16 protein-coding genes and 1 pseudogene are annotated in these 20,443 nt (G+C 34.3%); 14 read left to right on the forward strand and 3 right to left on the reverse strand.

The window, feature by feature from the left end:
* Positions 1 to 214 precede the first annotated feature (214 nt).
* From N4A68_12575 to N4A68_12635, 13 genes are all read left to right on the forward strand, one after another.
* On the forward strand, positions 215 to 2,389 hold the full coding sequence (locus tag N4A68_12575) for an acyl-CoA mutase large subunit family protein (GenBank protein ID MCT4565131.1): 2,175 nt from the start codon (positions 215 to 217) through the stop codon (positions 2,387 to 2,389).
* Positions 2,382 to 4,565 (forward strand): methylmalonyl-CoA mutase, encoded by a 2,184-nt coding sequence (gene scpA, locus N4A68_12580; protein ID MCT4565132.1) that lies wholly within the window; start codon positions 2,382 to 2,384, stop codon positions 4,563 to 4,565. Before N4A68_12575 ends, scpA begins: the two co-directional genes overlap by 8 nt.
* A gap of 2 nt (positions 4,566 to 4,567) precedes the next feature.
* The gene (meaB, locus tag N4A68_12585) at positions 4,568 to 5,704 is read left to right on the forward strand and encodes a methylmalonyl Co-A mutase-associated GTPase MeaB (GenBank protein ID MCT4565133.1); all 1,137 of its coding nucleotides are present in this window, start codon (positions 4,568 to 4,570) and stop codon (positions 5,702 to 5,704) included.
* Positions 5,705 to 6,006: 302 nt separating this feature from the next.
* Positions 6,007 to 6,327 carry a metalloregulator ArsR/SmtB family transcription factor gene (locus N4A68_12590; protein ID MCT4565134.1) on the forward strand — a complete coding sequence of 107 codons (321 nt, stop codon included), beginning with the start codon at positions 6,007 to 6,009 and terminating at the stop codon, positions 6,325 to 6,327.
* A 119-nt stretch (positions 6,328 to 6,446) separates the two neighbouring features.
* On the forward strand, positions 6,447 to 7,508 hold the full coding sequence (gene arsB, locus N4A68_12595) for an ACR3 family arsenite efflux transporter (protein ID MCT4565135.1): 1,062 nt from the start codon (positions 6,447 to 6,449) through the stop codon (positions 7,506 to 7,508).
* Between the two features lie 40 nt (positions 7,509 to 7,548).
* On the forward strand, positions 7,549 to 7,950 hold the full coding sequence (locus N4A68_12600; GenBank protein MCT4565136.1) for an arsenate reductase ArsC: 402 nt from the start codon (positions 7,549 to 7,551) through the stop codon (positions 7,948 to 7,950).
* Positions 7,951 to 8,289: 339 nt separating this feature from the next.
* Positions 8,290 to 8,475 (forward strand): Spo0E family sporulation regulatory protein-aspartic acid phosphatase, encoded by a 186-nt coding sequence (locus tag N4A68_12605; GenBank protein MCT4565137.1) that lies wholly within the window; start codon positions 8,290 to 8,292, stop codon positions 8,473 to 8,475.
* Between the two features lie 319 nt (positions 8,476 to 8,794).
* A complete protein-coding gene (locus N4A68_12610; GenBank protein ID MCT4565138.1) occupies positions 8,795 to 10,270 on the forward strand; it encodes a YdiU family protein in 1,476 nt (491 codons plus the stop codon).
* A gap of 112 nt (positions 10,271 to 10,382) precedes the next feature.
* Complete coding sequence (locus tag N4A68_12615) at positions 10,383 to 10,856, forward strand: methylated-DNA--[protein]-cysteine S-methyltransferase (protein ID MCT4565139.1); 474 nt, start codon at positions 10,383 to 10,385, stop codon at positions 10,854 to 10,856.
* A gap of 127 nt (positions 10,857 to 10,983) precedes the next feature.
* Positions 10,984 to 11,865, forward strand: a complete 882-nt coding sequence (locus N4A68_12620; GenBank protein ID MCT4565140.1) for a cobalamin-dependent protein — start codon at positions 10,984 to 10,986, stop codon at positions 11,863 to 11,865.
* 161 nt (positions 11,866 to 12,026) lie between these two features.
* Positions 12,027 to 13,166, forward strand: coding sequence for an FIST C-terminal domain-containing protein (locus N4A68_12625; protein ID MCT4565141.1), 1,140 nt, complete (start codon positions 12,027 to 12,029; stop codon positions 13,164 to 13,166).
* Positions 13,166 to 14,161, forward strand: coding sequence for a methyl-accepting chemotaxis protein (locus N4A68_12630; GenBank protein ID MCT4565142.1), 996 nt, complete (start codon positions 13,166 to 13,168; stop codon positions 14,159 to 14,161). The genes N4A68_12625 and N4A68_12630 overlap by 1 nt, the downstream gene beginning before the upstream one ends.
* Before the next feature lie 118 nt (positions 14,162 to 14,279).
* On the forward strand, positions 14,280 to 15,467 hold the full coding sequence (locus tag N4A68_12635; protein MCT4565143.1) for a pyridoxal phosphate-dependent aminotransferase: 1,188 nt from the start codon (positions 14,280 to 14,282) through the stop codon (positions 15,465 to 15,467).
* 191 nt (positions 15,468 to 15,658) lie between these two features.
* Here the strand turns inward: N4A68_12635 and N4A68_12640 are convergent.
* Positions 15,659 to 16,762: pseudogene (locus tag N4A68_12640) on the reverse strand (DEAD/DEAH box helicase).
* A 710-nt stretch (positions 16,763 to 17,472) separates the two neighbouring features.
* On the opposite strand from N4A68_12640, the gene N4A68_12645 reads away from it, so the two are divergent.
* Entirely contained in the window at positions 17,473 to 17,670 is a 198-nt protein-coding gene (locus N4A68_12645; GenBank protein MCT4565144.1) for a cold-shock protein, read from the forward strand.
* 71 nt (positions 17,671 to 17,741) lie between these two features.
* Here N4A68_12645 and N4A68_12650 read toward each other — a convergent pair whose 3' ends face one another.
* Both N4A68_12650 and N4A68_12655 read right to left on the reverse strand, forming a co-directional pair.
* Complete coding sequence (locus N4A68_12650) at positions 17,742 to 19,508, reverse strand: leucine-rich repeat domain-containing protein (GenBank protein MCT4565145.1); 1,767 nt, start codon at positions 19,506 to 19,508, stop codon at positions 17,742 to 17,744.
* Between the two features lie 198 nt (positions 19,509 to 19,706).
* Complete coding sequence (locus N4A68_12655; GenBank protein ID MCT4565146.1) at positions 19,707 to 20,207, reverse strand: SEC-C metal-binding domain-containing protein; 501 nt, start codon at positions 20,205 to 20,207, stop codon at positions 19,707 to 19,709.
* Positions 20,208 to 20,443 lie beyond the last annotated feature (236 nt).

Consider the following 20,443-nt stretch of genomic DNA (forward strand, 5'->3'; position numbering starts at 1 on the left):
GGAACGTTCATGTGACAAACTCACATTTTAGGTATATGAAAATAAATGACAAGCCAAAGGCTAATATACTGGCTAGTTATTTATTTGAATACGCTTATATATACTGTAGTCTCTACAACCATAAGTGGCGGAGGTTATAACAAAATGTCATAGTCATAATGTTAGGGTCCATGCAAAACCAATGTTTGCAAAAAGAATGAGAAGAGGTGTGGTTATGGAGGATAGTAAAGATACACAAGTTCAAAATGGCTACGATGCACAGGGACGGTTATTTGGAGAGTTTAAAGAACCTAGCTATGAGGAATGGAAAGAAGCTGCAACAGCTTTGCTTAAAGGAAAACCTTTCCAAAAAGCTATGTTTACAAAAACCCCGGAGGGAATAACACTTCAGCCAATTTATATGAGAGAAGCTTTAGATTCTTTACCTCATACTGATACATTACCTGGTTTTGCCCCCTATGTTAGAGGAACTAAGGCAGAGGGTAATATGGTTCAGCCTTGGGCCATATGTCAAGAAATATATGCAAGTTACCCTAAACAATTCAATGAAAAGGTGCTACATGATCTATATAGAGGACAAACAGCACTTAATATAACCCTAGATAAGGCTACAAGGTATGGAATTGATTGCGATATGCTCAATGCCGAGGAAGTAGGTTATAGAGGACTATCTTTGTCAACCTTGGAAGACATTACCGTAGCATTTCAGGACTTAGTTTTAGAGGTGCTTCCTTTTTATATTAATGTTGGAGCTAATCCTATACCGATGATGTCTTTATTAGGAGCCTACCTTAAGAAGCAAGATCAAGGTATGGATGAGCTTAAGGGAGTAATAGGATATGATCCTTTAGGCTTCTTAGCTAGAGAAGGGGACTTACCTTTTTCAACAACAGAAGCCTATGGATATATGTTTGACATAATGAAATATACATTAAGTAAGGATTCAAAGCTAAGAACCATATTGATAGAAGGGCATCCATATCATGACGGTGGAGCCGATGCAGTTCAGGAGCTTGCCTTTGCCATGGCTACCGGGGCTGAATATATTAGAGAAATGATAGAAAGAGGCATAGATATTGAGGATATAACTCCCCATATGGCCTTTAGCTTTTCCCTAGGATCAAATTTCTTTATGGAGCTTTCTAAAATACGTGCAGCTAGAATGCTTTGGTCACAAATAGTCAAGGCTTTCGGAGGCAGTCACGAAGCACAGAAAATATATATACATGGTAAAACGTCGTCCTGGACTAAAACCATATACGATCCCTATGTAAATATGCTGAGGAATGCATCAGAAGCATTCTCTGGGGCTATAGCAGGAGTAGATAGTCTAGATATTATTCCGTTTGATGAGCCTATAAGGGAGTCCGATGAATTTTCAAGACGTATATCAAGAAATGTTCAAGCAATCCTACAGGATGAATGTCATTTTACTCAGCCTATAGATCCAGCAGGTGGTTCTTGGTATATTGAAACATTAACCCATGAGCTTGCTGAAAAGGCATGGACTAGATTTCAAGAGGTTGAAGGGGAAGGCGGTATGCTTCAGCTTATACTCAATAATAAAGCCCAGGCTTCCGTTAATGCCAAGTATGAAGAGAAATTTAAAAACATGGCTAAGCGTAAACATGTCTGGGTTGGTACAAATATGTATCCTAATATGCAGGAAGAAAAATTAGACTCTAGGGAAAGTGATCTTGAGGATATAAAAAATAAAAGAGCTAATCAAGTAAGAAAATATAGAATGCAAAAAGATATATTTGCAGTAGCTAATTCCATATCGGAGCTTGGGGACATTCGTGAAATGACAGGGTCTATATCAATTGACAAAGCAATTGATAGCATAATGATTGGTGCAACCCTAGGGGATATAGCAGAGCTTTGCAATTCATTCACTAAGGAGCCTTGTGCTATCAAGCCCATAGGGTTACAAAGAGGGGCCCAGAGATTTGAGGCTTTGAGAGATCGTACTAAGGAGCTTAAAAAGCAAGGAAAGGATATCAAGGTATTCTTACTTAATATGGGTTCAATACCTCAGCATAAGCCTAGAGCTGATTTCACAACTGGATTTTTCGAGGTCGGAGGCTTTGAAGTGATCAAAAATAATGGATTTATGGATGTGAAATCCGCAGTAAATGAAGGACTTGAATCCGGTGCCCAAATAGGGGTTATATGCTCTACCGATGCAACCTATCCAGAGCTTGTACCTGAGATAGCTAAGGGTATAAAGTCTAAGAATCCTAAAATGTCCTTAGTGGTAGCTGGACGACCAACTAAGGAACTAGAATTGGCATATAGAGAAGCGGGAATAGATCATTTTATATATATGGGGGCAGATTGCTACAATCTTCTATTAAGCTTCCAAAAGGAGGTAGAAGACAATGAGTAAGCATCCTGATTTCACTAGGCTAGAATTAGATATAAAGCCGCAAAGTAGTAGTATGTCCGATTGGAAGCAGGCTTTTGAGTCTAAAGCACATCAAAAAATTTCTGACTTTAATTGGATGACAAATGAGCAAATTAACGTAGGGGCACTTTATACTAAAGAAGAATATAAGAATTTTGAGCATTTAGGTTTTACAGCGGGTATCAGCCCTTACCTAAGGGGACCCTATGCAACAATGTATGTGACTAGGCCCTGGACTGTAAGACAATACGCAGGTTTTTCAACGGCCGAGGAAAGTAATGCCTTTTACAAAAGAAACCTGGCGGCTGGACAAAAAGGACTTTCTATAGCCTTTGACCTCGCAACCCATAGGGGATATGACTCAGACCATGAAAGGGTTGTAGGAGATGTTGGTAAGGCTGGGGTTGCCGTTGATTCCATGCTAGATATGAATATATTGTTTGACGGAATTCCCCTAGACAAGATGTCCGTATCCATGACGATGAACGGTGCAGTTTTACCTGTTCTTGCTTTTTATATAGTGGCAGGAGAAGAACAAGGAGTTCCAAAGGAAAAACTAGCTGGTACAATACAGAACGATATATTAAAGGAATATATGGTAAGAAACACATATATATATCCACCTGAGATTTCAATGAGAATCATAGCCGATATATTTGAATATACCTCTAAGTATATGCCTAAATTCAATTCTATATCTATATCTGGGTATCATATGCAGGAGGCAGGTGCTACTAATGATATAGAATTAGCCTATACTTTAGCGGATGGATTAGAATACATTAGAGCTGGTATCAAAGCAGGAATTGATATAGATGCCTTTGCACCTAGATTATCCTTCTTCTGGGCTCAAGGTACAAATTATTTTATGGAAGTATCTAAGATGCGTGCAGGACGTATGCTTTGGTCAAAAATAGTAAATCAGTTTAATCCAAAGAATCCTAAGTCCCTAGCCCTTAGAACCCATTCCCAGACCTCGGGCTGGTCACTTACGGAACAAGATCCATTTAATAATGTTACGAGGACTTTAATAGAAGCTATGGCTGCTTCCTTAGGGCATACTCAATCCCTTCATACCAATGCTTTGGATGAGGCTATTGCCTTACCTACGGATTTTTCTGCTCGGATTGCAAGAAATACCCAGCTATATCTTCAGGACGAGACTTCAATTTGTAAGGTAATCGATCCCTGGGCAGGTTCCTATTATGTAGAAAGATTAACCCATGAAATGGCAAGAAAAGCATGGTCACATATTCAAGAGGTAGAGTCCCTTGGGGGTATGGCCAAAGCCATAGAAACAGGTCTTCCTAAAATGCGTATAGAGGAAGGGTCTGCCCGTAGGCAAGCCAAAATTGACTCTGCAAAGGAAGCAATCATAGGTGTAAATAAATACAGGCTGGATCATGAAGATCCTATTGAGATATTAGAAATTGATAATACAGCTGTTAGACAGGCTCAGATACAAAGGCTGGAAAAGCTAAGGGCTAATAGAAATGAAGAGGATGTTAAAAAGGCATTAGAAGCTATAACAAAGGCCACTGAAACAGGAGAGGGAAATCTCTTAGAATTAGCAGTTAATGCTGCCCGTGTAAGAGCAAGCCTAGGTGAGATATCATATGCCATTGAGAAAATAAAGGGGAGACATAAAGCTGTGATAAAATCAATATCTGGGGTTTATAGTTCTGAATATGCAAAAACTAATGATATAGATAAAGTAAGGATTATGACCGATGAGTTTGAGGAAAACGAAGGACGTAGACCAAGGATATATATAGCCAAAATGGGACAAGATGGACATGACAGAGGAGCTAAGGTAGTGGCTACTGGTTTTGCCGATATGGGATTTGACGTGGATGTAGGCCCATTATTCCAAACTCCCGAAGAAGTTGCCAGAGATGCGGTGGAAAATGATGTTCATGCCGTTGGTATGAGTTCACTTGCTGCTGGACATAAAACACTACTTCCACAATTGGTAAAGGCTCTTGCAGACCTTGGTAGAGATGATATTATTGTCTTTGCAGGTGGAGTTATTCCGGCACAGGATTATGATTATTTGTATGAGCATGGGGCTGCTCTCATATTTGGACCAGGATCAATCATAACTGAATGTGCTGATAAGGTAATGAATGTTATAAATGAAAGTTTAGGATATGATTAATAATGACAAACAACGTAAAAAAACCAAAGTGGGTACCCGAGGATGCAAATTCCTCCTACACTACAAATGTTATGGAGGGGGTAAAGGGAGGGCATGATGGACTTCCTTCCTCCTTTACAACAGTTCGAAAGCGCCCTAAAGTAAAACGTAGAAAACAGCTTACTGTGGATGAATACTTTAAAGGGATCATGGAGAAGGATAGAACCATAATTGCAAGGGCTATTACTTTGATTGAAAGCAATGCCAAAAGACACTTTGAACAGGCTCAGGAGCTTTTACAAAGGCTGCTGCCCTATACTGGAAATTCTATACGTATTGGTATTTCAGGTGTTCCCGGTGCGGGGAAGAGTACTTTGATTGAGGCCCTAGGGCTAAAACTCTGTGAATTAGGACATAAGGTAGCTGTGTTAGCTGTAGATCCGAGTAGCTCCATTACCGGTGGGAGTATATTAGGGGATAAAACCCGTATGGAAAAGCTTTCTAATCACCCCAATGCCTTTATTAGACCATCACCTTCCGGGGGAATGCTAGGAGGAGTAGCTAGAAAAAGTAGAGAAACCCTTCTCCTATGTGAATCAGCAGGCTTTGATGTGTTACTTATTGAAACCGTAGGAGTGGGTCAAAATGAGGTAACGGTAAGATCTATGGTGGATTTTTTTCTGTTGGTTCTAATAACCGGTGCCGGTGATGAGCTTCAAGGAATGAAAAAGGGTGTAATGGAAATCTGTGATGCTATATTGATCAATAAAGCCGATGGAGATAATTACATTAGAGCTAAAGCGGCCCAAACAGAGTTTAGCAACATGCTTCACTATCTTCGCCCGGCAACACAGGGGTGGACATCTAAGTCATTGACTTGTTCAGCCCTATACAATAAAGGCATTGTTGAACTATGGCAGGTTATTGAAGAATTTCAAAAGTTGACCGAGGCTTCAGGAGTGCTTCAAGAGCGAAGAAAAAATCAAACATTGCAGTGGGTATTTACAATGGTTATAGAGCAGTTGAAAAGTAGGTTTTATGACCATGAAGGAGTAAAGAACCTTATACCAGTAATTCAAGATGAACTCATGAATGACAGAATGTCTGCTACAAAGGCGGCAACTATTCTTTTAGAAAGATTTGATGAGATCAAAGGGTAGAGTTTTTATAAACAAGAATATTTGATTAGGGGTGTAGGAGCAGGTAATATTAATTACCTGCTCCTATTTCTGTAGTTGTTTTCAAATCCAAAGACTCCTTAGCAAGAAGTATAAAACTTAGAACTATAAGTGGCATTTATAGAGGGTTTAGGGATTCTAGTATAAACTTTAACTTTGTGAAATCTCTATACATGAATCAATTGTAAACTTTATGTAAAGTATATTGACAGAAGTTATGTCTGACGGTATTCTATATATAGACATATTCAAATGTATCTATATGTAATGAAAGGAATGATTATATGAATGAAAAAGTAGAGATATTCAAGGCTTTATCGGATAATAATAGATTACTTATTATTGAAATGCTTTCATGTGGAGAACTTTGTGCATGTGACATCATGGAAGGATTGGAGCTTACACAACCAACTATTTCCCATCATATGAAAATACTTCAACATGCAGGACTTGTAAAATCAAAAAAAAATGGAAAATGGACTATATACTCCCTTAATAAAAACAAATTTACTGACCTAAGTGATTTTATAAATCATTTATCATCATATAAGAAAGACTGTATCTGTAATAAAGTAACAAAAAAGAAATGCTGTGGGGAGGAATAGATTTAACTAGAGTGTAAAGAAGTCAAAAAATGGGAATAAATATTGATGAAAGTGCAGAAAAATACAAAAAAATAGAGAAGCTTGAAGGTGTAAAATTGAAGAAATGAAGGAGGATTAATATGTCTAAGGAAGTCAAAAAACAAGGTGGAGGTCTAGACTTTTTCGGAAGATATTTAACGATTTGGGTAGCGTTGTGTATTGTGGCTGGAGTTTCTATAGGTCAATTGGTACCATCATTCCCAGAGACTTTAAGTAAATTTGAATATGCACAGGTTTCCATCCCTGTAGCCATTCTTATATGGCTTATGATTTATCCAATGATGCTTAAAATAGATTTTTCAAGTATAGTTGAAGCAACTAGGAAGCCAAAGGGACTGACAGTGACATGTGTTACGAACTGGTTAATTAAGCCATTTACTATGTATTTAATTGCAGGATTCTTTTTTAAAGTAGTATTTAAAGCATTTATACCTGCAAGTTTGGCAACAGATTATTTAGCGGGAGCTGTTTTGCTTGGGGCGGCACCTTGTACGGCTATGGTTTTCGTATGGAGTCATTTAACCGATGGAGATCCAGCATATACATTAGTACAAGTTGCTGTAAACGATCTAATATTACTCTTTGCCTTCACACCTATAGTAGCTTTTTTGCTTGGGGTTTCAGATGTTATAGTACCATATGACACCCTGTTACTTTCCGTTGTATTATTTGTTGTAATACCACTGGCAGGGGGATATATTTCTAGAAAATATATAGTTAAGAATAAAGGAATTGATTATTTTGAAAATGTGTTTCTTAAAAAGTTTGACAACATAACAATGATTGGATTGCTTTTAACCCTTGTAATAATATTTTCATTTCAAGGTGAGGTTATCATGAATAATCCACTTCATATAGGATTAATAGCAGTACCACTTATTATTCAGACATTTTTGATATTTATAATTGCCTATGGATGGGCTAAAGTCTGGAAGCTTCCACATAATATTGCAGCACCAGCATCAATGATAGGTGCAAGTAATTTCTTTGAATTAGCTGTTGCTGTGGCCATATCATTATTTGGTCTTCAATCGGGAGCTGCCCTTGCCACAGTGGTTGGCGTATTAGTTGAAGTGCCATTAATGCTTGCCCTTGTTAAAATAGCAAATAATACTAAGCATTGGTTTAAGGAAGTAAAATAAAGTAACAGCATAAATACCATTTCTATGGGGAGGGATCATCATGAAGAAAAAGGTTGCATTTGTATGTGTTCATAACTCATGTCGTTCTCAAATGGCCGAAGGATGGGCCAAAAAACTAGGTAGGGATGTGCTTGAAGTATATTCAGCGGGTACAGAAGAATATCCTGAGGTAAAGCCTGGAGCAGTAAAGGTTATGGAAGAAGCAGGGGTAGACATGGCTAAGCATCACCCAAAGCTTCTTACTGATATACCTAAGGAAATAGACATCTTAATAACTATGGGATGTAACGTTGTGTGTCCATATATCCCTTGTGGGCATACTGAGGATTGGGGGCTTGATGATCCATCGGGTGGGCCTATTGAAGGCTTTAGAAATACTAGGGATTTAATTAGGGTGAAGGTTGAAGACTTAATTGAGAGAGTGAAAAATAATAATTTATGATTGAACAAGATGGTTGTATAATTAACGATTCTTAAATATGAAATAGGGTGTTTTGAAATGATGAACTTTCTTCATTTTGAGACACTTTTTTTTATATATTTTCAAAGGCCATGGACAAATATTCAATGTTTTTGAGTGTTTTAAAACTACATGCAAAGATAAACACCCTCAATGTTTAATATATTTCAAGTCTTAATGTTGTTTATCGAGCAAATTGCTCAATTAGCAAAAATATGTGAAAATACATCATTTTTATCTAAATTCCTACAATTGACAATGAAAGTTCTTACATATGTTGGTATAATTAGTTCAACTATCATTGATATTGGGGGAATAGACATGATTATAAAAAAAAGGGATGATCAATCAATTAATAAAATACTTGAGAATCATAGGCAACAATTAAATGATCTTTTGGAAAACGAAGATGTTTCTTTGACAGATAATGAAATCGTTATCAAGAGTAAAATATTAGATAATTATATTATTGAATATATTAACAGTAAGAAATCTAATTCAAAATGAATAAAAAATCTATAATGACTAAAGTAATGGGTTTTATGTATCAAAAATGTATTTGATTTTACGCACGCCTAGAAAATATTATCTAACCTTGACTTAATGGGGAAAAAGTATAATAAATGGTCAGAAGCAGATACTATAAAAATGTAAGGTGTATGAAAAAATAAGCAAGTCACCTAAATACAAACTGAAATTTTGACTGGGATCTCTATAAAAAAGTTATCTCCATAAATTAATATTTGAAAATATTAAGTTTTATTTTCTTTGTTTCATGGAAGTAAGAGACAAATATTCAAAAACACATAGTAAGGAAGGAGATAAGATGAAAGAGAGAAAAGTAATAGCTGAAGCAGGGTGGAATTTCCATAATAGTTATGCTCGTTTGCCCAAAACATTTTTTACTAGTCTCAATCCAACCCCCGTTTATTCTCCTAAATTGATTATTTTCAATGAACCCTTGGCAACATCCTTAGGTTTGGATGCTGAATCCTTGCAAAGGGATGATGGGGTAGAGATATTGGCTGGTAACAAGGTTCCAAAAGGGGCTTTCCCGATTGCTCAAGCCTACGCAGGACATCAATTTGGTCATTTTACTATGTTGGGTGATGGTCGGGCATTACTACTGGGAGAACAGGTTACTCCTTTAGGTGAGAGGTTCGATATTCAACTTAAAGGAGCAGGTAGGACTCCCTATTCCCGTGGGGGAGATGGGCGTGCATCCCTTGGGTCGATGCTACGGGAATATATAATCAGCGAAGCGATGCATGGGCTGGGTATTGCTACCACCCGTAGTCTAGCAGTTGTAACTACTGGAGAGTCAATAATTCGCGAGGAACATGAAACCGGTGCAATTTTGACTCGCATAGCTGCCAGTCACCTTAGAGTTGGCACCTTTCAATACGTTTCAGCATTGGGAATCATTGAAAATCTTCGTGCATTGGCTGATTACACATTGCAAAGACATTTTCCGGATTTTGAGGCTAATGGGAATCATTATATTTCCCTGCTACAAGAGGTAATTAAGGGTCATGCCGCTTTAATTGCCCGATGGCAGTTAGTTGGTTTTATCCATGGAGTAATGAACACCGACAATATGACTATTAGTGGAGAAACCATTGATTATGGACCCTGTGCTTTCATGGATACCTATGATCCAGCAACGGTATTCAGCTCCATTGACATTCATGGACGTTATGCCTATGGTAATCAGACACATATTGCTGCGTGGAACCTCGCAAGATTTGCTGAAACCCTATTACCATTGTTACATGATAACAAAGAACAGGCTGCCTTAATTGCTCAAGAGGAAATTTCAAAATTTACTGAGTTATATCACTGCAATTGGCTTAAGGGAATGAGAGCTAAACTGGGCATATTTAACCAAGAACCACAGGATGAATCACTTATAAATGAATTATTTAGTATAATGAAAAGATATCGAGGGGACTTTACTAACACCTTTCGTGCATTAACCTTTGATAATACAAAGGATATGGCTTTATTTGATAAAGCAGAATTTCGTCAGTGGTATGGGATGTGGCAAGGGAGACTAGGAAGGCAACAAGAATCAAAGGCTTCCTCGCATCAGTTAATGCTAAGTTCTAATCCCGCAATTATTCCACGTAATCATAGAGTAGAAGAGGCATTGGAAGCAGCAGTGAAACATGGAGATTATAGTGTGATGGAGAGATTTCTTGATGTTCTTTCCCGTCCCTATGACCACACCCCTAAGCAAGATGAGTATTCCACACTGCCTCCACCATCTGATCGTCCATATAGAACTTTTTGTGGTACTTAATAAAGAAGCAATATCCTTTTTAAAGTTATTAATTGCATTGGAATAATATTAATTAAACCTATGAAAAATGATATAATCTATATTATAATTCAAATATAAAGATATTGGAGAGATTAATTTGGAAAATAATGTTACCTATTTTGAATCCCCCATAGGTTTAATAGAGATTCAATCGGAAGGTGGGAGCATAGTTAGTCTGGATTTTCTTAAAGAAAAAAGATATGAAGAGAGGTTAGAGCCCACATTAGGTGAGGCAAAAAATCAACTAAAGGATTATTTTAATGGTAAAAGAAAGAAATTTGATTTGCCCTTGAAGATGAATGGCACAAAATTCCAAAATAGGGTTTGGAGTGAACTAACAAAAATACCCTATGGAAAAACATTATCATATAAGGAAATAGCAGTAGGGATAGGAAATGATAATGCATGTAGGGCGGTAGGAAATGCAAATAATAAAAATAAAGTGGCAATAATTATACCATGTCATAGAGTGGTTGGAAGCAATGGGAAGTTAGTAGGATATGAAGGTGGTCTATGGCGTAAGAAATGGTTGTTGGAACACGAGTCAAGGGACACCACAGTATGATGTAATATCTTTATTTGGGGTATTAAAGCTAAAGTGTATAGTTTTTAAGAGAATTCTTAAAGCTATACACTTTTTTTAATATAAAAGCACTTTTATGATAAAATAATCTGAGGAAGGGGGCTAATAGATGAGTACCTTTGGACATAGATTAAAAAAAATAAGAAAAGAAAGAAAACTAACACAGAAAGACTTAGCAGAGGTCTTGGGATTAGCTCAAACTACTATTGCAAATTATGAAAAAAATATAAGATTTCCAGAACAAAAGAATTTAAATAAAATAGCAAATTATTTTGACGTATCATTAGACTATCTTTTGGCAAGAAAGAAAGAAAATAAGAAATGTGAACACCTTAAGTCAGTAAAAAAAGATATCCCCCTAGACAAACTGTCAGAGGATTATTTAAGAACATTGCTAAGTGGAGATAAGGACATAGCAAGGGAAATCATAGAAGAAGCTCTGATAATGGACATTCCTATTGAACAGATATATCTATATGTAATAGAACCGGCTCTTAAAAAGCTGGGAAATCTATGGTATCTCAATAAAGTTAGTATCCCACAAGAACATTTTTGTTCCTTTGTTACACAACAGATAATGTCAGCTATGACAATAGGAAATAATCCTAACAAAAAGCATAGGGCTGTAGCAGTAACTGTGAGCGGAGATCTTCACGAAATCGGCTTGAAAATGGTTGCTGATTTACTAGAACTAGATGGGTGGTATGTATATTATCTAGGTACTAATTCCCCAACACAAAGTATTATAGAGGCTATTAAATATACAAAAGCAGAGGTCTTACTGATATCAGCAACTTTGCCAATTTATATTGATACGGTATCAAATCTAGTGAAAGTTATTCGCTTATCCAAGGGGTGCGAAAACATAAAAATTGTTATAGGTGGACAGGCCTTTGACGATGATCCAAGCCTTTGGAAAAAAATAGGTGCTGACGGATACTCAACTAATGCAAAGGAAGCTGTTAATATGGCCAATAAATTAGTAACCTAGTTTCTGTATATTCACCTTTCTATGTGTCCAACAAATTGGGTATAGGTCCATTTTAAAATATTAGTATAGTTATATTATGTTATATTATGTCATAATTTATTTTATATATAGTGTGGATACCAAAGTATTTTGTTATATCCATCAAAGGAAGGTGACTACTGATGAATGCAAAGGTGTATTATTCCAAAAATAAAAATGTACAAGGAGCTGTACAAGAAATTATAAAAAAGATAGATCAAGAAAATATTAAGATAGTTATGTTTTTTGTATCTCCTATTTATGATTTTGAATATGTGTCAAAAGAAATGCATAATAAATTTTCAGATTGTGAAGTAATGGGAACAACGACTGCTGGAGAAATTTGTAATGAAGGGTTTGACGATGATGGATTATTGGCTATATCCATTTCTTCAAAGGAAATGAGAGTAAAAAGTGCCATGATAGAAGATGGAAATCATCATCCCATTTTATATAAGGATAAAATATCAGAAGCTATGCAATCCGTAGGATTAGATCCAAGCTCATTAAGTATATCTGAGAAAGGCTTTGGCATAGGATTGTTTAATGGAATGTTTTGTATGGAGGAAAAACTGCTGTCCGTAATATATGCTGTTATTAAAGATTCTGAGTTTAAAATAGTAGGGGGGACTGCTGGGGATGGTTTAGATTTTAAAAAAACATTTATTTCATACAATGGAAAGGTTATTAATAATGGATGCATAGTCACATTTGTAAAAACAAATGAGCCTTTTTGTATTAAAAAAGAAAATATATTTATTCAGTCGGGTAAAACCATGACAGCTACTAAGGTGGATGTACGAAATAGAGTGATTCATGAGCTGAATGGAAGGCCTGCAGCGGCTGAGTATGCAAGAGTATTAGGTATTGATGAAAGTGATTTAGATAAACATTTTACGATTAATCCATTAGGAAGAATGATAGGAGATGAAATCTTCATTGCTACTCCAACACAAATTCATCCTGATAAATCTATTACTGTATATGCTCAAGTGCTTCCAAATTCAATAGTTGACATTTTAGAACCCATAGATCCTAAGACAGTTCTTCATGAAACTTTATCAGAGGTTAAAGAAGAAATACCTAACTTGAAAGTGGTAATGGCCTTTAATTGTCTTCTGCGAACACTTTATTTTAAAGAGAAGAAACTCACTGGGGATTTGACAAATATATTTAATGAATATGTTCCTTTGCTATGTGGATTTAGTTCCTATGGAGAGCAATTGGGAAAGTTTCATATGAATGAAACGCTTACTATTTTAGCTTTGGGGTGGAATGAATAATGCTTAAAAAAATAATTAATAGTATAAGAAAGAAAAAAACAGTAGATATAAAAAGAAAAGATGACAATACACAGGAACATCCCAGTTCCTATGAAGAAATAAAAGATGCTTTAAGGTATCTAATTGAGTTAGTAAATGAGTCATTATATAAGAATTCTAAAAATAATACGGAATTCAATCTAGAAATTCTAAAAATAATAAAAGAGTTAAATAAACAAATGGGAATGTTTGAGAATCAAGATCATATGGCTTCAAATATTATAGAAGATAATAAGATGGTTTTAAAAGCGACTTTTCAAATAGAAGGAAGTATTAAGTTAAGTGAAGAAATGATAATTCGTGGTAATAAAACTGTAAATAATTTAAAAGAAGATATTACAGGTATAGCTACTAATATAAGTTCTTTAAATAGTGATTTTAAAGAACTCAATCATAAAATATCTAGTATCCATCAATTTACAGATGTCATCAACCGTATTTCTTCCCAAACAAATCTATTGGCATTAAATGCAAGTATTGAGGCTGCTAGAGCTGGTGAAGCAGGAAGGGGCTTTGAAGTAGTAGCAAATGAAGTACGAAAATTAGCGGATGAGACAGCAATAGCTTCTGTGCAAATTGAGAATACAGTTAAAGATATCTACATAGAAACTGATAATTTATCAAAGCATATTGAAAAAAATGTTCTTAAAATGAATTCTTTAAATGAAGCTTCTAAAGAAACTTTTAGAGTTTTCGATAATGTACAACAATCTAACCATCAAACGATTCAAGAGATGAAAGATATCGAAGAATTAATTGATTCTAATTATTCTAAACTAAATACTATGATGGAATCTTTAAATGATCTTAAAAAGACATCTGCTGAAAATGTAAAAAAGATAAAAAAATCAATGGCTATTTCAAAACAATCCTCAACACATATTAATGATATGGTATCTTATATGATTCAACTAGAAGATATTATTGAAGATAGGTTTATTGCTCAAAAAATGTAGATATCTCAACTTTTTCTTTGTGACAATATGTGAATATTGTTAAATTATTCAAATTATAGTATGATGAATTTAGTAAAAATTTATAATTATTGGATAATAGGAAGGAGATGAGTTTTAAATGAAATACAATTTTGACGAAGTTATCGATAGAACAGGTACTAATTCTCTTAAATGGGAACCACAATTAATTGATGAACATATGAATGCTAGGGGTAAGGATTTACTGCCAATGTGGGTTGCCGATATGGATTTTAAATGCCCACAGGCGGTAATTGATGCTATTAAAAAAAGGGCAGAACATGGTATATTTGGTTACAGTAGGCCCTTAAGTGATTATCACTTAGCTTTGGATTATTGGTATAAAAAAAGATACAATTGGGAAATCAAAGAAGAGTGGGTTATTAATTCACCTGGGATAGTACCCGCATTAAATTTCATAATTAGGGCATTAACTAATGAAGGAGATAAGATAATAATTCAGCAGCCGGTATACTACCCATTTAAAAAGGCTATTGAGAATAATGGCAGACAAACTGTAAACAATCCTTTAATCATGAAGGATAATAAATATGTCATGGACTATGGGGATTTAGAAGAAAAGGCAAGGGATATAAATACAAAAATGATGATTTTGTGTAGTCCACATAACCCCGTTGGCAGAGTATGGGAAAGGGAAGAACTAAAAAAACTGGGCGAAATTTGTAATAAATATGGAATAATAGTAGTGGCTGATGAAATTCACAGTGATCTTATACTACCAGGTAATAAACATACTACCTATGCAATCTTAGGTGAAGAGTACAAAGAAAATACAGTTGTTTGTACAGCACCAAGCAAGACATTTAATTTGGCAGGATTAGAGATTTCTAATATTATTATCCCAAATAAAGATATAAGGCAAAGGATTAAACGGGAATTTGAAAAATCCTTTATGCATACCCCAACTCCAAATATATTTGCAATAGAAGCAGTTCACGCAGCATATTCACAGGAAGGGGAGCAGTGGCTTGAGGAGCTTTTAGTATATTTAAATAATAATGCGGACTTTATTGGGGATTTTGTTAGAGAAAATATGCCAAATGTAAAATTCACAAAGCCCCAAGGTACATATTTGGCATGGTTGGATTTTAGAGAAGTTGAAGATGACTATAGGAAACTAGAGAGAAAGATAAAAGAAGAAGCCGGTGTTGTATTAGATGGAGGGTCAATGTTTGGATATGAAGGAAATGGATTTATGAGAATTAACTATGCTTGCCCCTTATCATTACTTGAAGAAGGCTTGATTAGAATAAAAAACATAATTTAAAATATATTACTTTAAAACACCTTATGGATTAAGCCATAAGGTGTTTTAATTCATCTAATTTATCTTTTTTTTCTTTTCTTGTTGTTTGATTTATGAAATTTTTTAGGTTTTGTATTTATTCTTTTTGAATACTTTCTTTTTGGAGTTTGGGTATTTTCTTGTGAATTTTTCTTGGTATCCTTTAAAGGCTTTAAAACCCTTCTGGGAATTTGTAGTTTGATTTCTTGCTCAATAAGATCTGAAGTATTCTTATCCTTTGGAGCTACAAATAGATAAGCATATCCTTTTTCTCCAGCCCTTCCGGTTCTACCTATACGGTGAATATAGGACTCAGCATTTTCAGGAATATCATAGTTGTATACATGGGTAACACCGCTTATATCTAAGCCCCTAGCAGCCACGTCGGTGGCAATCAAGTATTGAAATTCTAAGTTTTTAAAGGACTTCATGACTTTTTCACGCTTTGATTGAGTTAATCCACCATGTAGTTTTTGACAATTATAGCCTTTTTGAAAAAGAGCCTCTTCAAGGGTATCAGCTCTTCTTTTAGTTCTACAAAATATAATCGCCATGAAAGGATTATCCTCGTCTAAAATTCTACATAAATCAGATTGTTTCCTTCTATCCGTTGTTTCTATTAAAACCTGTTTTATATTTTTGAGAGTTATTTCTTCTTTTTTAATTATCACTATTTTTGGGTCAATCATAAACCTATAGGCTAGCTTTTTAACTTGAGAATTCATAGTTGCGGAGAAGCATAGGGTTTGTCTATTTTTTGGTGTTTGTTTTATAATGGCTTCAACTTCATTTTTAAAGCCTAGATGAAGCATTTGATCGGCCTCATCTAATACTAATGTCTTTAGGGTGTCTAGCTTGATGGTTTCTCTACGAAGATGATCAAGTAGCCTACCTGGGGTTGCGATTACTAGATGTATATTCCCCTTTAGCTTCTTTAACTGCCCTTGAATATCTTGTCCACCATAGGCAGCTAAAACATTTAAATCCTTTGATTCTTTTAGCTTTACGGCCTCTTGAGTTATCTGTATTGCAAGCTCCCTCGTAGGAGTAAGGATTAAGCCTTGGATAGTGGTTATATCAGAAGACATATTTTCAAACATTGGTAGTAGAAAAGCAAGAGTTTTGCCAGTACCAGTTTGTGCCTCAGCTATAACATCATTACCATCCTTTATTAGTTTGATGCTTTGCTGCTGAATTGGAGTAGGATTATTGATCCCTTGAGCCTTGAGGACATTTATAATATCATCGCTAAGCTCTAATTTTTTAAAATTCATCATAATATTTACCTTTCAATTTGAAATATAGTTTTTTAAAAGCTTAATTTAGAGATAAACAACTTCAAGGTTTAATATAATTCAAATAAAAAATGTAAAAGCCCTCATTATTTTCTTTGAATTATATTTTAAGTGTTAATGTTGTTTATCTATATAGGGTTCTCATAGTATAAGTTAAAGTCTATACTAAAATCCCTATAGATACCATTTTATTGGTATTATTTACAATCAATTTAGTATATCAGATTTTGAGGATAAGAAAAAGATGCATCTATAGAGGAAATTGCATAATTCTTACTTGGCTGGGTTGCATATGCGAATATCATACTATATTTAATTGCTTAAGATATAAGCATATTTGATGGTATAGCTTTAAGGATTTTAAAACTACATGTAGTACATGGTTTTTACAGAAAGTAATTATTTAATTTGCTCTATAAATAAAAAATCTAAAAAACGCTTGACTTATTTTCTAAATAGTATATGATTATAGAGAACCTTTATTCATAAGTAAATAATTAATTACATAAGAACAATTTTCGAATAATCTAAAATTAAGAATAACTTAATTAAAATATAGATTTCGAAATTTTTATTGTAGGTCATCTTGTAAGATGCAATATGACCAAAAGCGAAAGGATTATATGCTTTTAGCTTTTATTAATAATTATTACATAGAATAAAAGGAATAAAAATTTCGGAGGTAAGAAAACATGACTGGTACAGTAAAATGGTTTAACGCAGACAAAGGATTTGGATTCATCACTACTGATGAAGGAAATGATGTATTTGCTCATTTCTCACAAATCAACAAAGAAGGATTCAAAACTTTAGAAGAAGGACAAAAAGTATCTTTTGACGTTGTTGAAGGAGCTAAAGGTCCTCAAGCTGAAAACATTACAATCCTTTAATTAAATTAAACTAACAAGGCCTGAAGATTTTGTCTTCAGGCTTTTTAGATTTTTGAAATAAAAGAACTCTTTTAATCATTAAATTTTCTTATTAAATCCCAAGTATCAAGGTACATAGAAGAGTTATAATCTGGAATATTTCCAATTCTCCAGAGTGATACTCCACCAAGTCCTAGATCTTTTACAAGCTGTAACTTAGCAGCTACACTTCTATTGTCCTCATACCATATTGAGTTGGTTATACCATTTTCTGTGTATACCATATAAGGATTTTCATATAAATGATTATATTGAATTACACTATCTATATCCCTATAGTTAATCTCTGACTTTATTCTCTTAACCAAATCCCTGTATTGAGGAGTAAATGGCATTTGATTAGTTATTGTCCCCTTGCAAACTTTATTTTGATTTATGGCGAAGTTGATTTGAAGCCAAAGCTTAGATGTATATCTATCTCTATCGATTTCGTTTAGTATGTTTATAAGGTCGCCTTTGATTCTTTCAATGGGGGTATTAGGGTTATCAACTTTTCCATTAACTACTCCTAAACTATTACTGTTTTTTATATCATAATCATGAAGCATAAGAATCACGTTATCGGCTATTTCCACTATCTTTGAAAAGTCATATGAACTCAAAGGAGAAACGGCAACGATTAGATTTTTATTATATTTATCTAGTTCCCTATCCAGCTTATACAGAAACCCTACATAGTTTGATCTATGGCTAATGGGTAGATTTTCAAAGTCTATAACTACACCATTAAAAGCTATCCTCTCATAAGGCTTATTTTTTCCCCTTAACAAATCCCTAATTTGATTTATCAGATCATCAGCGTTGACGAACAATTCATCGTAGTTTTTTGATGCATATATATTGATGTTGGCGTTAATTTTCTTTTTCTCGATATACTTTAATGGTTCCTGATAACCATCGGGAATATGAAACTCATTTACAGAGCTGCTTAGATTAATAAATGATATATTTGACTTTTCGTCGTAATCAACTAATGCCCAAGCAAAGGATATGGAATCAAAGGAGGCTATGCTGTTATTTTTTTTAAAATCTTCATATTGACTATTTGATGAAATGGCATAATATCCATTTAATTTAAGATCGTTTGGATTTCTATGCTTTGCTTCTTCAATAAGCTGAGGTAAGTTAAGCAATGGTTTGATACCAGTAGCTAATATATCTTCAAACTCATCATTTGTTAGATTTAGATCATGGTTTGCTATATTTTCATAATAGCTGGATATAGGGCTATAATTCCTAATATTATTACCATATTTCATATAAAGGCTGTTCAAATTTACTAGGGTCTTAAGGGGGCTTATATCCGTAATATTGTTTTCAGTAAAATATAGTCTTTTTAGATTCACTAACCCACTTAGACTCTGTAGAGAAGTGACCCTATTACCATTTAAAGATAACTCCTCTAAATTAGTTAAGTTTGCTAATGGAGAAATATCACTTATGGAATTTCTTTGAAGGTGTAAAATCCTTAGTTTTGTTAGTTGACCGAGATTACTTATATCCGCTATATTATTATTGTCAAGGTGAAGCTCAATAACATTTGTCAAATATTCTATTCCTCTTAAGTCCTTTAATCCTTTATTAGATAAGTTCAGCATCTCTATATTTGATAAATCAGCTTGGGTCAATTCACCTTGGGGTTTGTGTAGTAGAAGTCTAACGGATTCTTCAAGTATTTTATTACCTAGGTTTACATTGGATGAATCAATATTATTTAAGACCATTGCATTAGCCTGTGTGGTTTGTAGAAGTCCAAACCCTAAAATAATGGTCAATATAATTACTAGGTACTTCTTCATAAGTATTTTCCTCCTTATAAAAATCAATTTAGCATGATCCCTATATTGATTATATCAATATTTGCTGGGGAATGATATCGTCTTAATGGTGATTATGTATTATTATGACATTAATGACTTTGGAAATTTATTGCTTAATTTGTTATTGATCCATATAAAAAAATAAGTTGGTGCTAAGCACCAACTCAGGTTGTGAAATTATTTATTTAAACAGCATTTTTTATATTTCTTACCACTACCACAAGGACATGGATCATTTCGACCAATTTTATTTGGGTTTACAACTATACGAGACTTGTTATACTCCTTTTTGATATCCTTTCTTTTTTGGGCAGTTAGGATGTCATCCCACTGTGGAAGACTATAAAGCCAGTCTGCTTTAGCAGCAAGCATATTATAATATAGCTTTTCAAAGTCTACTGAAAGTTTTACATTACTTTCTTCTGTTACATTATCAAGATCTATTTCTTCAGTTAAACTTGAATTAATTCCATCTAAGAAGCCAGTAAATGTAATAGAATCCATATCAAATTTTTCGGCTAACTCAGCTAAAGAACCTTCTATGGCTTCTTCTTTGTTTTCTAGAATATATTCGTAGTTTTTTTGCTCCATTGGAAGGTAATTCCCCCAAAACTTATTGTACTCATCCTGGCTACGTTCAGCGTAAGCCTGCTCTTGCCATTGTTCTAATAAAGACATCGTATTTCATCCTTTCCTAATTCTCACTATATGTAAATAATATAGCGAGTATATCTAAAAGCAAATTTTATTCTTAAGTATTATATCATATTTTAAGAGCAAATTGCATAATTACCTTCTGCAAAAACTATCTACTATATATAGTTAAAAAACCTTAAGAACTATACCATCAAATATGCTTATATCTTAAGCAATTAAATATAGGATGATATTCGCATATCAGGCTTAGCCAAGTA

The organism is Maledivibacter sp. (assembly GCA_025210375.1).
Taxonomy (GTDB): Bacteria; Bacillota; Clostridia; order Peptostreptococcales; family Caminicellaceae; genus JAOASB01.